This window comes from Ruegeria sp. AL11 (assembly GCF_056540865.1).
Genome location: NZ_JBQFXO010000003.1, coordinates 68865 through 84254, shown reverse-complemented (window position 1 = coordinate 84254; position 15390 = coordinate 68865). Strand labels below are relative to the sequence as shown.

General features: G+C 59.6%; 13 protein-coding genes. 3 read left to right on the top strand and 10 right to left on the bottom strand.

Annotated features, from left to right (window positions below):
* Positions 1-4: 4 nt before the first annotated feature.
* The 3 genes from ACR0IP_RS06075 to metG all read right to left on the bottom strand — a co-directional run bounded on the left by ACR0IP_RS06075 (position 5) and on the right by metG (position 6290).
* Positions 5-3142, bottom strand: a complete 3138-nt coding sequence (locus tag ACR0IP_RS06075; RefSeq protein WP_480524424.1) for an efflux RND transporter permease subunit — start codon at positions 3140-3142, stop codon at positions 5-7.
* A gap of 3 nt (positions 3143-3145) precedes the next feature.
* Positions 3146-4324 carry an efflux RND transporter periplasmic adaptor subunit gene (locus ACR0IP_RS06070; protein WP_480524422.1) on the bottom strand — a complete coding sequence of 393 codons (1179 nt, stop codon included), beginning with the start codon at positions 4322-4324 and terminating at the stop codon, positions 3146-3148.
* Positions 4325-4571: 247 nt separating this feature from the next.
* Positions 4572-6290, bottom strand: a complete 1719-nt coding sequence (gene metG, locus ACR0IP_RS06065; protein ID WP_480524420.1) for a methionine--tRNA ligase — start codon at positions 6288-6290, stop codon at positions 4572-4574.
* Between the two features lie 256 nt (positions 6291-6546).
* Here metG and ACR0IP_RS06060 point away from each other — a divergent pair, with 256 nt between their 5' ends.
* Positions 6547-7281: an OB-fold-containig protein gene (locus tag ACR0IP_RS06060; protein WP_480524418.1), complete on the top strand. Its 735-nt coding sequence runs from the start codon at positions 6547-6549 to the stop codon at positions 7279-7281.
* Between the two features lie 25 nt (positions 7282-7306).
* Here the strand turns inward: ACR0IP_RS06060 and ACR0IP_RS06055 are convergent, their stop codons facing one another.
* The 6 genes from ACR0IP_RS06055 to ACR0IP_RS06030 form a co-directional block, all read right to left on the bottom strand.
* A complete protein-coding gene (locus ACR0IP_RS06055) occupies positions 7307-8527 on the bottom strand; it encodes an MFS transporter (protein WP_480524416.1) in 1221 nt (406 codons plus the stop codon).
* Between the two features lie 83 nt (positions 8528-8610).
* On the bottom strand, positions 8611-9204 hold the full coding sequence (locus ACR0IP_RS06050; protein WP_480524414.1) for a YceI family protein: 594 nt from the start codon (positions 9202-9204) through the stop codon (positions 8611-8613).
* Between the two features lie 60 nt (positions 9205-9264).
* Positions 9265-9876 (bottom strand): ImuA family protein, encoded by a 612-nt coding sequence (locus tag ACR0IP_RS06045; protein WP_480524412.1) that lies wholly within the window; start codon positions 9874-9876, stop codon positions 9265-9267.
* A gap of 48 nt (positions 9877-9924) precedes the next feature.
* Complete coding sequence (locus ACR0IP_RS06040) at positions 9925-10506, bottom strand: retropepsin-like aspartic protease family protein (RefSeq protein ID WP_480524410.1); 582 nt, start codon at positions 10504-10506, stop codon at positions 9925-9927.
* 39 nt (positions 10507-10545) lie between these two features.
* Complete coding sequence (locus tag ACR0IP_RS06035; protein WP_170677742.1) at positions 10546-11166, bottom strand: MarC family protein; 621 nt, start codon at positions 11164-11166, stop codon at positions 10546-10548.
* Positions 11163-13016 carry an ABC-F family ATP-binding cassette domain-containing protein gene (locus ACR0IP_RS06030; protein ID WP_480524408.1) on the bottom strand — a complete coding sequence of 618 codons (1854 nt, stop codon included), beginning with the start codon at positions 13014-13016 and terminating at the stop codon, positions 11163-11165. Before ACR0IP_RS06030 ends, ACR0IP_RS06035 begins: the two co-directional genes overlap by 4 nt.
* 108 nt (positions 13017-13124) lie before the next feature.
* Here ACR0IP_RS06030 and ACR0IP_RS06025 point away from each other — a divergent pair, with 108 nt between their 5' ends.
* Both ACR0IP_RS06025 and ndk read left to right on the top strand, forming a co-directional pair.
* On the top strand, positions 13125-14327 hold the full coding sequence (locus ACR0IP_RS06025) for a multidrug effflux MFS transporter (RefSeq protein ID WP_480524406.1): 1203 nt from the start codon (positions 13125-13127) through the stop codon (positions 14325-14327).
* Between the two features lie 115 nt (positions 14328-14442).
* Positions 14443-14865: a nucleoside-diphosphate kinase gene (gene ndk / locus ACR0IP_RS06020; RefSeq protein ID WP_155143779.1), complete on the top strand. Its 423-nt coding sequence runs from the start codon at positions 14443-14445 to the stop codon at positions 14863-14865.
* A gap of 56 nt (positions 14866-14921) precedes the next feature.
* Here the strand turns inward: ndk and ACR0IP_RS06015 are convergent, their stop codons facing one another.
* A complete protein-coding gene (locus tag ACR0IP_RS06015; protein ID WP_170677747.1) occupies positions 14922-15269 on the bottom strand; it encodes a TfoX/Sxy family protein in 348 nt (115 codons plus the stop codon).
* Positions 15270-15390 lie beyond the last annotated feature (121 nt).

The window sequence follows — 15390 nt, the reverse complement described above, 5'->3', positions numbered from 1 at the left end:
TATCTTAGGCGGTTTCCTCGGACGGGCCGGGATCATTCTTGCTGCCCTTGATCAATTCCCGCAGCCCCTGCATCAGGGCGTAGAGGACAGGCACAAGGATCACGCCGACCAATGTGGCGGCCAGCATGCCGCCGAACACGGCGACACCGATGGCCTTCTGGCTTGCCGCCCCCGCGCCATTGGCGGCCAATAGCGGGACAACCCCCAATAGGAAGGACAGCGCCGTCATCATCACAGCTCGGAAACGCTGATAGGCGGCCTCGGCTGCGGAGTCCTTGATTGACAGGCCTTTGGCGCGTTGCTCCATCGCGAACTCGACGATCAGAATGCCGTTCTTTGAGGCAAGCCCCACCAGCATGATCATCCCGATCTGCGTATAGAGGTTGATGTCACTGCCCACGATCGCTACGGCCGCGACCGCACCGAACAGGGCGACAATCACCGACAGCAGGATCGACACCGGCAAGGTCCAGCTTTCATATTGGCCCACCAGGAACAGGTAGCCAAACAGAATCGCCAGCCCAAGGATCACGATGACAAGACCGCCCGAGGCCAGCTGCTGTTGTGCCGTGCCGGTCCATTCGAACGCATATCCGGGGGGTAGGGCGGTTGCGGATTCCTCGGTCATGACGTTGATCGCGTCACCCGTGGACAGGCCCGGGGCAGGCACAGCTGTCACCGTTGCCGAACGGAACAGGTTGTGCCGCTTCAGCAAGACCGGCCCCAACACGTTTTCCACATCAATCAATGTACCCAGAGGCACCATCTCACCCTGTTGCGAGCGGACATAAAGGTTCGAGATATCCTCGACATTATCGCGATAGGTACCATCAGCCTGAATCATCACGCGGTAGACACGACCGAACAGGTTGAAGTCGTTCACGTAGTAAGACCCCAACTGCGCCTGCATCGTCTGGAAAATCTCGGCGACCGAGACCTGAAGGGTCTTGGCCTTTTCCCGATCCAGATCAACAAAAAGCTGCGGAACGTTTGCGCGGAAGGTAGTATAGGACTGGCCGATCTCGGGCCGCTGGTTCGCCGCGTAAACGAATGAGCCAACAGCCGAAGCCAGATCCTGAGGTGTGCCACCACCGGTCTGCTGCACCTCCATCTCGACACCGGCCGACATGCCGAGGCCCTGAATGGGCGGCGGGTTGAAGGCCACGATCGAAGCCGCGGATTCCCCGTTCGCAATCGCAAGAACCTTGGCGAGGATGGCGTCGGCACTCAGGTCTTCTTCCTGCCGGTCGGCCCAGTTTTCGAGGTTGACGAAAATCGCCGCGCCGTTGGTCGTGGTGCCGTTCAACAGCGAGAAGCCGTTGATCAGAACGGTGCTGGCAACGCCCGGGATTTCGCGAATTTGGTCGTCCACGCGGGCCGAGATCGTCTCGGTCCGTTCCAAAGTTGCCGCATCGGGCAGTTGGATATCCACGAACAGATAGCCATTGTCCTCAAGTGGGATAAACCCGCTTGAGGTATTGGACATGATCGTCCCGGTTCCCATCCCCAAGGCGACAATCACACCCAGCGCGACAATCGGCAGGATCAGCAATTTGCGCACGATGGCGACATAGCCGTTTCGGACGGTCCCGATCAGACCTTCGAATAGTGCCAGCAACCCTTTGGGCGGGCCAGAGCGTGCGCGCAGAACCAAGCCACACAGGGCAGGCGACAGGGTCAGAGCGTTGATGGACGAGATCACAACCGCTGTCGAAATGGTCACGGCAAACTGCGAATAGAGCCTGCCAGAGATGCCGGGCATAAAGGTTACCGGTACGAAAACGGCCAGCAGAACTAGCGTCGTCGCGATAACAGGGCCAGTGATCTGGCCCATCGCTTTTCGGGTCGCTTCGGCTGGGGGCAGCCCCTCATCCGCAATGATCCGCTCGACGTTTTCTACAACCACGATGGCGTCATCCACCACGATCCCGATGGCCAGAACCAAGGCGAAAAGCGAAATCGTGTTCAGTGACATTCCGAAGGCCAGTAGGAAGGCGAATGTCCCGATCAACGAGACCGGGATCGCCACCGCTGGAATGATCGTCGCTCGCCAACTGCCTAGGAAAACGAACACGACCGAGATCACCAGAATGAACGTCAGGATCAGGGTCGAGACCACATCGTTCAGCGAAGCTTCAACGAAGTCGGTGGTGTTGAAGGGAACACTGTATTCCACGTCTGTGGGGAAGGACCGGGACAGGCGGTCAAGCTCGGCCTGCACACGCTCGGATACAGCAAGCGCGTTAGCGCCGGGAGCCTGGTAAATGCCGATCACGGTCGCAGGCACCGCATCGAAATAGCCTGACGCCGCATAGTATTCGGCACCCAATTCAACGCGTCCAATGTCACGTACGCGCACAATGGAACCGGCGTCACCCGTTCGAATTACGATGTCACCAAATTCTTCTGCCGATGTCAGGCGCCCTTTGGTTTTGATCGTGTATTGAAAGGTCTGTCCCTCGGGCACCGGAGGGGCACCGATGGAGCCTGCGGAGACTTCGATATTCTGTTCGCGAATGGCATTGATCACATCGCCGGGCGTGATCGACAGAGCAGCCATCTGGTCGGGATCCATCCAGATCCGCATGGCGTATTCCAGATTGGTCAGAACATCCGCTTTACCCACACCTTGAACCCGCGCCAGAGCGTCTTTCAGGTTGATCGAGGCATAGTTGGACAGAAACACGCTGTCATAAGTGCCATTGGGCGAGGTCAGAGTGACCAGCAACAGCATGTTGGTCGATGCCTTCTGCGTCACCACGCCGGATGAGGTTACCTCGGACGGAAGTGATGACATGGCCTGGGCAACGCGGTTCTGCACGTTGACCGAGGCGATATCGGGGTCAGTGCCGACCTCAAAGGTAACGTTCAACGAATAGGAGCCGTTGTCGGAAGAGGTCGACGTCATATAGATCATGTCGTCCACACCATTGACCTGCGCCTCGATTGGCGCGGCGACGGTGTTTTCTACGGTCTCGGCATTGGCGCCGGTATAGGTGGTCGAGACGCTGACCACCGGAGGTGTAATGTCCGGGAACTGGGCGACCGGCAGAACCATATAACCGATACTGCCCATGATCGTCAGGACGAGAGAAATGACAAGCGCCAGCTTGGGCCGGCTGATGAACAGGGCTGAGAACATGCCTTATTCTCCCGGCTGCTCGGACGCGACAACCGCGTCCACCGCCACGCCGGGGCGCACGCGTTGCAGGCCCTCGACAATCACGCTTTCACCTTCGCGCAGACCTTCCGAGACGATTATGGCCGTACCCACGGAGTCGCCGGTCGTGATATAGCGCTGTTCGACCATCTGCTGGTCATTGACAACCAGTACGAACTCGCCGCGCTGGTCACGCTGCAATGCTGCCTGAGGGATCAGGACCTGAAGGGTCGGCTCCAGTGCCTCGATCTGTACATTCACGAACGCGCCGTCGATGATCAGGCGATCTGCGTTGTCAAACTCGGCCCGCACCGTAATGGCGCCGGTCAGCGGGTCGATACGGTTGTCGACAAAGACGATTTCACCGGTTTCATCCAGCTCGGTTCCGTTCGGCAGAATGACATGCACATTGGGGCTTTTGTTGCTTTCCGCCAGAGAGGCAGCACTTTCACCAACCTGTTGAAGAACCGAGGTAAACTGTTTCTCGTTCAAGGAGAAATTCACGTAGATTGGCGCTTCGCTGACCAAGTTAACCAGCGGTGGGTTCGTGGGGCCAACAACATCGCCTACACTCGTGGTGACCCGACCGAGGCGACCGGTAAAGGGCGCGTGGATCTCGGTATAGCTGAGGTCCAGCTCAGCTTGCTGAATAGCGGCGTTTGCGGCTTTGACCTCGGCCTCGGCGACCAGTTCGTTGGCACGCGCGATGTCACGTTCTGACTCTGGGGTTGCGTCGCGTCTAAAGAGTTCCTCTTTCCGCGCGAGATCGACCTTGGCCAGCTCCAAATTGGCTTCGGCGCGGTCAAGATCTGCTTTCCGCGCCTCAAGCGTCGCCTCATAGAGGTCCGGTTCGATCTTGAACAGCAGATCGCCCTCGGTCACCAGGGCGCCATCTTCGACCTCCTTGCTATCAAGAAATCCGCTGACGCGCGCGACGATGTCGACCTTATTGATGGCTTCTGCACGGCCGATAAAGCTTGCCTCGTCGGTGATCTCTTCGGTGTAGGCTGCGGCGATTGACACTTTCGCGGCGGGCGCTTCACTTTCGTCTTGCGCAAGTGCCGGATAGCCAAAACCGATGCATGACAGAATGATCAGAGGGCGGCACAGTGCGGTGACAGCACCACGAGACCGGTTGCGGGGCTGCTTCAGAGCGACGGACATGTCAAAAGCCTCATACATTTCAAAAAACTGAGCCTATACGCAGCCTTAAAAAGCGACGAGTCGGCAGAACTTGAAGGCAGGATGGCCGTTTTGCAAACATATCTCAAGGTGATTGAAGGGGCGGAGTGGTTGGCAGGTAGCGAAAATCCCGTGCAACCAGACCGGTTTACGGGGTGCGTGCTGTTTGAAGGGCTCAAAAGAAAGGGGGCCGTCGAGGCCCCCGTTTCAGAACTTCATGCAGCTTGTGTCAGTCGCGCGTACCCGCAAATTTCTCCTGCCACTCTTCACGGTCCTCGTCGGCGATCTTGGCGAACAGGACATCAGGAACCGAGAACGCATGACCTGCGGGCAGGGCGTTCAGCGCGGCCTCGACATCTTCGGGCCAGCTTGTATCCAGCGTGTTCATCGCACTCAGCATTTTGGCCGAGGCGTCGGGGATGAACGGCGCGCTCAGAACCGCATAGAGGCGGATCAGGTTGAGGCCAAGGCGCACCTGTGCCGCCGCTTGCTCGGGGTCTTCCTTGAAGGTCGACCACGGGGCTGCGGATTGCAGATATTCGTTGCCGGCCACCCAGATCGCCCGCAGCTCTTGCGCGGATTTGCGGACTTCCATGGTCTCCATATGGACTTCATAGGCGCGAACGCGGCGGGTGATGTCGGCGATAAGCTCATGTTCGCGCGCGCCGAAAGTCCCGCCTTCGGGTACAGCTTCGCCGAATTTCGAGCGGCAGAACTTGGTGATCCGGCTGACGAAGTTGCCCAGCACGTCGGCGAGGTCTTTGTTCACCGATTGCTGGAAGTTCTCCCACGTGAACTCACTGTCGCTGCTTTCCGGCGCATGGCTCAGCAGCCACCAGCGCCAGTAGTCGGCAGGCAGAATGGCCAGCGCCTGATCCATGAACACGCCTCGGCCCTGAGAGGTCGAGAACTGACCGCCGTCATAGTTCAGGTAGTTGAAGGACTTCAGGTGGTCGACCATCTTCCACGGCTCGCCTGAACCCAGAATGGTGGCCGGGAAGGACAGCGTGTGGAAGGGGACATTGTCCTTGCCCATGAACTGCACGTAACGCACGTCGTCCGCGCCTTTGTCGGTGCGCCACCAGCGTTCCCAATCCGCATCCGTCTTGCCATTGGCGTCGGCCCATTCCTTGGCGCAGGCGATGTATTCGATCGGCGCGTCGAACCAGACATAGAAGACTTTGCCCTCCATCCCCGGCCAGTCCTGATCGCCTTTCTTGACCGGAACACCCCAGTCCAGATCGCGGGTGATGCCACGATCCTGCAGGCCGTCGCCGTCATGCAGCCATTTCTTTGCAATGGATGTGGTCAGGATCGGCCAGTCGGTCTTGCTGTCGATCCACGCATCCAGCTGATCCTTCATCGCCGATTGGCGCAGATACAAGTGCTTGGTCTCGCGAACTTCCAGATCGGTCGAGCCGCTGATCGCGCTGCGAGGCTCGATCAGGTCTGTCGGGTCCAATTGCTTGGTGCAGTTCTCGCACTGGTCGCCACGCGCGCGGTCATAGCCGCAATTGGGGCAGGTGCCCTCAATATAGCGGTCAGGCAGGAACCGGCCATCGGCGTTCGAGTAGACCTGCTTTTCACTAACCTCTCGGATCAGACCGGCCTCATCCAGCTTACCGGCAAAGTGCTGCGTCAGATGTCGGTTCTGTTCGCTGGACGAACGACCAAAGTGATCGAAGCTCAGTCCAAATCGTTTGGCGATATCGGCCTGCACCGCATACATATCGGCGCAGTACTCCGCGACGGGCTTGCCCGCCTTGGCCGCGGCCAGCTCGGCCGGGGTGCCGTGTTCGTCGGTGGCGCAGAGGAACATTACCTCATTCCCCCGGCCACGCTGGTAACGTGCGTACAGGTCGGCAGGCAATTGCGAGCCGATCAGGTTGCCGAGGTGCTTGATCCCGTTGATGTAGGGGATCGCCGAGGTGATGAGAATCCGAGCCATTTTGCGTGTCCACGTAACTGTCTGCGCGCCCGTCTACCTTATGTGACCCGCTAGCAAAAGAGCGGGTTTGGCGTGGAAGACACGAAAACCATGGTTGCGATGGAAAAAAAGCCCCGCGACTAAATTGTCGATTGTATTCCGGCACGGGCGGGCTCTACCGTTCAGGTGGCCAATGGATTTCCGGCCTTTTGATTTTATTGCACGACGTTCTGTGCCTGTTTCATGCAAAAGAACTGCGATTTCATGGTGTTTGTTTATGTTCGATTTTCTCCTCCAAAGCGCATTCACGCCTTTTACGATGGCGCTTGCGCTGCTGTTTGGCCTGTTGGCGGCCGAGGTCATCGCCGCGCTTTTGGGTAGTAGTCTTCTGGCCGGTGACGGCCAGTCCGAACCGGGTGAACTTGATCTGGATATAACGGATTTCGACCTTGAAATAGACGAAGGCGTTGATCTGGATGCGTTGGAACTGGCCGAGATTGAGGCCGAAGCACCAGAGGCGTCAACAGCCGGGGTGATAATGTGGTTGGGGATTGGTGTTTTGCCGGTCATGATCTGGCTGGTCGTTCTTTTGGCCGGTTTCGGTGTGTCGGGAATTGGATTTCAACTGATTTTGAGGGGTCTGTTGGGCTCTGACTTGCCCGGCGGATTGGCCGCTATCCCAGCGGGTGCTATTGGTCTTTGGGTTGCACGCAAATTTGGCCCGACCGTTATGCGCCTGTTGCCGAAACCCCAGGCCGACGGGACGCCTGAACGGGTGCTGGCCCGCCGCAGAGGTGTTGTTACCCAAGGGACTGCATCGCGCGGACGACCGGCTGAGGTGCGCGTCATGGATCGTTTTGGCAAGACACATTACGTGCAGGCCGAACCCCTGCAGGACAGCGATACGCTTGAGCAGGGAACAGACGTCCTGGTTCTGCGCGACAGGCAGCACGACCGGTTCGTGCTGGTCGGGATGCCCGGCTGGTCAGATTTCCAATCTGTAGAACCATAGCGCCAAGGGGAGCTTGGCGCGGCGTCTATTCCTCGCGCGAGCGTTTCAACAAACGCCCAATCGTGAAGGATGTTCTGGGGGCATAGACATAGTTCGTCCGCTCCTCTGGGGTGGGGCGAGAACGCATCCGGGCCAGACCGAAGGCGATCAGACCCAAATGACCAATGGCGACAAAGGCAAACAGCGCGCCCGGGCCGAATTTCTCGATCAGTGTGGATGAGATGTAGGGCGAGGCAATCGCGCCCAGCGCGTACCAGAACATCAGGGCTGCAGACAGCTCGACCCGTTGTTCAGTGGTGGCAAAGTCGTTGGCATGGGCTGAGGAGACCGAAAAGATCGGGAAGGTGGTGAAGCCGAACACCCATGCCGCCAGCATAACCCCGAGCGTCCCTGTGTTGCTGGCCATCATGGTTATCCCACAACTCAGCACCGCAGCGGCAGACAGCCAGATCAGCACCCATCGGCGGTCGTATTTGTCCGCAAGCCACCCCATCGGATACTGCGCCATTGCGCCACCCAGAACAAATGAGGCGAGGAAGAAGGCGATCTGATCAATGCCCAGGCCGACCTCTTGCCCGTAGACGGGGCCGACCATGCGGAACGAGGCGGAACTGAGCGCTGCAACGATCACCCCAGCAACCGCCAGAGGCGAACTGCGCCAGGCCAGTTTTGGGCGCAGGCGCGGCGCGTCGGGTGTTGCGGGCTGGCTGGCGCGTGTCAGGGTCAGCGGCAGCAGGGAGGCACAGCACAGGATCGCCAGAAGATTGTACGAAACGTAAGAGGCAGGCGGCAGCACTGCGATGATCAACTGCGCACACAGCGATGCACCCATATCGGCGATGCGATAGGTGCCCATGGCACGCCCCCGGGTCTCATTGGTGACTTTTGCGTTCAGCCATGCCTCGATCACCGTGTAACACCCGGCGACACAGGTGCCGGACGCGATCCTCAGGAACGCCCAGACATAGGGGTTTTCGGTCAGGGTATGGCCAATCAGGCCCATCGCGCCCAGCGCGGTGCAGACAGCAAAGGCGCGGGAATGCCCGACGCTGCCCATCAGACGCGGAGCCCACCAGCAGCCGACAAAGAAACCGATGAAATGCGCCGAACCGAGCAGACCGATTTGCTCGGTCGTGAAATTCAGGGTGATGCCGGAAATGGCATCAAGCGGCCCAACGCCGCCTGTCGACAGTTGCAGCAGAATGACCGAAAGGAACAGGGCGGCAAAGGAAATGATCGTGCGCATGATGGATCCAGCTTGGCGAGGCTTTCAGACAATGCGCGCAGCTATTCGACGTCAAGGAGTCGTTTTTGAACTTTCGCCTTTGGTCAGAGACGGCTGATCTCGGCTCGAATGTCCAAAGTGACAGTGTCATTCACCAGATCGGGATAGCCCGAGGCGCCAAAGTCGTGTCGGTTCAGCGCCCCCTTCAGGCTGATCGACAGGCGATCCAGATCACCCTCCGCTGTTCCCTGTGGCCGGTAGAGGCTGGCTTCCAAAGTGATCGGACGCGTCACACCCCGAACTGTCAGGTCCCCGGTGATACGGGCCCCGTCCGAGATGCGTCCATCCTGCCCAAGCTCGATCTCGGTTGAGACGAAGGTGATGGTCGGATGGCTTTCGGCGTCCAGTACACTGGGACTGAGCATGGGCGCGCGCGCAAAGGGCAGGCGGGTTTTGGCTTTGCTCACGTCCAATGCCACCTGAACCCGGCTGTTCTGCAGGCGGGTTGTATCCACCTGAACATCCGCTGTCCGGATCGGCATGGTACCGCTTTGCGCGACGCCGGACAGATCGAAGCTGAAACCAACCTTCGTATCGCTTTCCGACAGGGCATAGGGGCTGAGCGCTGCATGCAGCGTTTGGGCGAAGGGTAGGGTCGCCAGCCCCGCAAGAACGGTACGTCGGGTCAAATCTCTCATGACCGGACGCTAGGGCGCGCGACCCCTTGGGCCAACAAAAAAATGCGTGATCTGCTGCGCTCAGTCCACGGCGGCGATCTTTTCAAGCTGTAATCCGGCGCGCGGTTTGATCTGCGTGGCCGTCCAACTGACCGGAGGCAGAGCGCGGGCGCGGCGGCGGGTCAGGATCCAGCGGCGCGCCTCGCCCTGATGCGCGGCGGCCATGTGCCAGCGGGTCTCGATCCCTTGCGCACCTCCGTCTCCGGGCGTTAGCAGCAGGCCCAGCGGGGCCCGCCCCATGGTGCCGCCCTGTTCGGCGGCCAGATGCATCCGGCGTACGGGCGTCAGCCCCGGCGCGCCGGGCAGATCACCAACGATCAGCGGGATGGCCCCGCTGCGCAGCGCTTCCTCCATGCACCACAACAGGTCTTCGGCGCGGGTGGGACGGACAAAGATGAACCGGGCGGGATCGGCAAAGGGCATCATCCCGTCTGGGCTCAACTGACCGGGCTCCCACGCAGGGGAAATCCATAGGACCGGCCCCTGCATCTGACCGGCCAGCCACATGGCAAAGCTGCGCCGCGCGGGGCCGCAGCCTTCATGCACGCGCCCCAGTTGCAGGGTGATCCCATCCTGTAGCGTAACCCCCGGCGCGGCGCGCGCGGGCTTTTGACTAAGAAGTTGAACAGACATGAGCAACTCATATCATGTTCTCATTTTGTTCTCAAGCACTACACATGCCTAGCGCGACAGGATCATACGTCCATCGATGAACTGGATGTTCGAAAACCGATGCAGGTAGTCCATGCCCAGAAGCGACTTGTGCAACTCACCTTCGTTGATCCAGGCCGAGACATTCTGGTCGGTGATTGGCCCCACCGTCAGCGTGTCCAGCCGTACCGGAGCGGTCCGAACCTCTCCATTGGCGGTCAGGGCACGGCCAAAGTAGTTCAGCTGGTTCGGGTCGATCCCCGCGCGTCTGGCGTCTTTGTCGCTGAGAACAATTTGGCTGGCACCGGTATCGACCAGAAAAGTGATCGGTTCTCCGTTCACCTGAACCGGCAGATAGTAATGCCCGTCGGCTGATCGGGGCACCTCGATCGACTCACCCGTCACCGTCATCTGCGGAGCAGGGCCGACCGTTGTGCGGATATCCTCCCACAGGCCAACCACGGCCACGACACCCACGAAGATAAACACCCAGGCCATGACCTGCTGCAGGGTTTTGTTCAGCGATTGGCGGTTCTGCGCCAGGAACCAGAACACAACGGCTGTGCCCAGCACGCTGAGGTAGACCAAACGCATTATATTATCGGTGTCCATGCCGAAATCCTTACTCGCTACACAGCAGTATATGGGGGGTCAGGACGCAAATCCAAAGGCCTTGAGGCCATCCAGAATGAACTGAACCGACAAAGCCGCCAGCAACATACCCAGCAGCCGGGTCAGGACGTTCAGCCCGGTCTTGCCCAGAATGCGGCCGATCAACCCGCCAGCCAGGAAAAAGATCAGGACAACAGACATCACCGCAAGCATAACGATGCAGGCCTCGACAATACCCAGCACGCCGGGATGCTGACCGGCCAGCAGGATGATCGTCGCGATCGAACCCGGCCCCGCGATCAGCGGAATGGCCAGAGGGAAGACAGACGGGTCGGGATGTTCCTCTTCCTCGGCCCGGTCTTCGCGGCGTTTGGTGCGGCGGTCGAACAGCATGTCCAGCGCGGTGAGGAACAGCAACGCCCCGCCCGCAACGCGGAAGGCGGCCATCGAGATCCCGACAAAGCCCAGCAGCGCCTCGCCAAAGGCGGCAAAGGCGATCAGGATGAAGACGGCGGTCAGGCAGCTGCGAATGGCTGTTTTGCGCCGGGTCCTGGCATCCATGTCCTGCGTCAGTGCTACGAAGATCGGCGTGGTGCCGAACGGGTCGATCACCACGAACAAGGTGGTGAAGGCGGTAATGAAAAAGGCCAGATCCATCATGCGGCATTCTCGGCTTGTTCAAGGCGTTCCGCTGCGGCCACCCATAGGGCCTCGGCTTTTTGCATGGCTTCCGAGACCTCGGCGAATTTGCGGTTCCAGGTCTCAAGATCGTTGATCCTGTCATCCTCATACAGCGCCGGATCCGCCAGCTTGGCCGAGAGTTTCTCGTGCATATCCGTCAACTTTTCGATCCGGTCCTCGCATTTGCGCAGATCGGCGCGCAGGGCCAGCATCACCTCGCGCGAGGGGCGCTTGGGCTTTTCGGTTTTGGGCTTCTCTTTCACTGTCTTGTCCCGCGCCAGCAGCATCGCGCGATAGGCCTCGAGGTCGTCGTCGAACGGCTTGACCGTCCCGTCCGAGACCAGCCACAACCGATCCGCCACCAGCGACAGCAGGTGCATGTCGTGGCTGACGAGAACAACCGCACCGGAATAGGCAGTGAGCGCCTCGACCAATGCCTCTCGGCTTTCGATGTCAAGGTGGTTGGTCGGCTCGTCGAGGATCAGCATATGCGGCGCGTCGATGGTGGCGAGCAGCAGCGACAGGCGGGCTTTTTGCCCACCAGACAAGCGCCCAACCTTTGTCTCGGCCTGATCGGCGTTCAGGCCAAACCCGGCCAGACGCGACCGCCACTTGCCCGGCGCCTCATCCGGGCGCAGTCGGCGCAGGTGGTCCAGAGGCGTTTCATCCACATACAGTTCATCCACCTGATGCTGCGCGAAGTAACCGATCCGCAGCTTGTTACTGCGGGCCATTCTGCCGGCCATCAGGGGCAGACGGTCTGACAAGAGCTTGGACAGAGTCGATTTTCCCTGACCGTTCTTACCCAGCAGCGCGATCCGGTCGTCTTGATCAATGCGCAGGTTCAGGCGACGCAGAACCTCGACCTCGCCATAGCCGGTTACACCACCTTCGATCTGAATGATGGGCGGCGACAGTTCCTCGGGCTCGGGGAAGGAAAACGCGCGCAAAGCGGCCTCTTGCGGGGTTGAGACCAACTGGATGCGTTCAATCATCTTCAGGCGGGATTGGGCCTGAACGGCTTTGGTGGCCTTAGCGCGAAACCGGTCCACAAAGCTTTGTAGATGGGCGATGCGGGCCTTGGCCTTGGCGTTTTCTGATTCCGCCTGCGCCACACGTTCGGCGCGGCGTTCGGCGAATTTGTCGTAGGGCACCGCATAGTAGGTCAGCTTGCGGTCTTCCAGATGCAGGATCGACCCGACGGCGCGGTTCAGAAGGCCCCGGTCGTGGCTGACGATAATCACTGTATGAGGGTATTTGGCGAGAAAGCTCTCCAACCACAACGCGCCTTCAAGGTCGAGGTAGTTGGTTGGTTCATCCAGCAGCAGCAGATCGGGCTGCGAGAACAGCACCGCCGCCAGCGCCACGCGCATCCGCCAACCGCCCGAGAAATCCGAGCAGGGGCGCAGTTGGTCGTCGTCATCAAAGCCTAGACCTTTGAGGATCGAGGCCGCGCGCGCCTCGGCCGACCAGGCGTCGATATCGGCCAGACGGGTTTGGATCTCGGCAATGCGGGCGGGGTCCTGCGCGGTCTCAGCCTCGGCCATCAGGGCGCCGCGTTCGGTATCGGCGGCCATAACGGTATTGATCAGCGACACGTCGGACGAGGGCACCTCCTGCGCCACACCGCCAATCCGGGCGCGTTTCGGGATCGAGATATTGCCCGATTCCAGTGCCAACTCCCCCCGAATAAGGCGGAAGAGAGTGGTCTTGCCGGTGCCATTGCGGCCCACAAGGCCAACTTTGTGGCCATCTGGAATGGTTGCGCTGGCCCCATCAAAAAGGGGACGGCCCTCAACGGCATAAGTGATGTCTTCGATCCGTAGCATGACGCGCTCTTAGCAGAGCCGTGATGCCGCCGCCAGCGGCTAACCATGTTCAACCGACCGACGATGTGTTAGCGCTGTCTCGTTTGCCAAATTGAAACGGTTTTGACCATGCGCGCCGCCCAGACGCCTCCAACTTTGATCACGCTGATCTTTGCTACGGCGTTGTCGGTTCTTTCGCTGAATATGTTCCTACCTTCGCTGGCGCATATGAGTGAGGATTTCGCGGTCGACTATGGCCTCGTGAACCTGTCAGTCGCGGGGTATCTGGCGGTTTCGGCCATACTTCAGTTGATCATGGGGCCATTGTCGGATCGCTACGGACGCAGACCTGTGCTGTTGATCTGCATGACGATCTTTGTTTGCGCTTCAATCGGTTGCGCCCTCGCCGAGTCGATCTGGCTATTCCTCGGCTTCCGCCTGTTGCAAGCCGCTGTGGTGGCGGGCTCAGTCTTGTCCAGCGCGTCGATCCGGGATCAATACCCACCGAATGAGGCCGCCAGCAAACTTGGCTATGTCGCTATGGCGATGGCCCTCGCACCGATGCTGGGGCCGATGCTGGGAGGGGCGCTTGATATGCTTTTCGGGTGGCGGGCAGGCTTCGTTTTGTATTCGCTGTTGGGGGCGGGACTGTTGACCTTGCTTTGGTTCGATATGGGTGAGACCAATACCAATCGCTCCTCAACTTTTGCTGCACAGCTGAGAGAATACCCGCACTTGTTCCGAGCTCGAAGGTTCTGGGGTTATGCCCTGTGCGCGGCGTTTTCGATTGGGGGGTTCTACAGCTTTATCACTGGCGCGCCGCTGGTGGCCGCAGCGTGGTTCGATCTGAGCCCTGCGACGCTGGGTCTAGGCATTGGCATCATCACCGGCGGCTTCATGGTGGGCAATTTCATCACCGGACGCATTGCTTCACGGACTCGGCTGACCACGATGATCCTGATCGGGCGGATCGTGGCCTCGACCGGCCCAATGATCGGGTTGCTTTTGTTTCTGGACCAGATGGGCTCGGTCTGGGTATTCTTCGGTTCGGCCATCTGCGTAGGGTTTGGCAACGGGTTGACTAACGCCAACGCGTCGGCTGGCGTCATGTCGGTGCGCCCGAAACTGGCGGGTAGCGCCGCGGGGCTTTCGGGAGCGATGATCGTGGCACTGGGGGCTGTGCTGACCTCAATGACCGGAGCATTCGTCAACGCCGAAAACGGCCCGTATCTGGTTCTGGGCATGATGAGCGGCAGCAGTTTCATCGGCCTGCTAGCAGTGCTCTACGTCCGCCGTGTCGACCGTCTAGAGCCTTTGCCTGACACAATCTGAACCGCAAAGCGCGGGGCAACGCATCATAAGACTTTTCATGAGCCACAGACCATGTTACGCGGCGCGCGATGGATTTCGGCGCACATCTAGCGCCACATTGTAAGGAGAGGCCGACATGGCACTGGAACGCACATTCTCGATCATCAAACCCGATGCAACCCGCCGCAACCTGACTGGCAAAATCAACGCCAAGTTCGAAGAGGCCGGCCTGCGCATCGTTGCGCAAAAGCGCATCCACATGACCAAAGAGCAAGCTGGCAAGTTCTACGAAGTCCACGCCGAGCGTCCGTTCTATGACGAACTGTGCGAATTCATGTCTTCGGCTCCGGTCGTTGTTCAGGTTCTGGAAGGCGAAGGCGCCATTGCAAAGAACCGTGAAGTCATGGGCGCAACCAACCCCGCAGACGCAGCTGCCGGCACCATCCGCGCCGAGTTCGCTGAGTCGGTTGGCGAAAACTCGGTCCACGGTTCGGACGCACCTGAGACAGCAGCGGTTGAGATCGCCTACTTCTTCTCGGGCATCGAACTGGTCGGCTAAGCCACCACTTTGATGAACAGTTTGGGCCGCTCCTGATTGGAGCGGCCTTTTTCGTTTCAGATCTGCTTCAGATCGTGGGCAGCAACCCGCACCCCGATGGCATCCAGATCCGAGACCATTTGGCTTTCCGGGGCCGCCTTGGTGCCGGATTTGATCGTGTCAAACCGTTGTCTTAACGCCTTTTTCTCCTCGCCCTTGCAGTCGTTCCAAGGACGGCCCTGCAGCCCCATCACCAGCACATAGTAGCCGATGAAATGCGGCTTTGTGCCTGCCGCCAGTAGCTTGGCATAGGCAGCGTCGGCGCCCAGTTCTCGCAGCTCCTGCGCCGAGTGGATGCCTGCACGGGTGCAGGCCTGTTCGAAGGCGGGGCCGAGGTTACGGATGGAGGAGACCGGGTCAGACATGCCTAGGTTTTAGCCGGACGGTTTTGACCTGTCACCCGCACAAATGCCGAGTTTGGTTGATCTTGTTCTTGATGCAGAGCGCGATTCACGGTCTCATGACTTTATGTGGAAGGATCGGGCA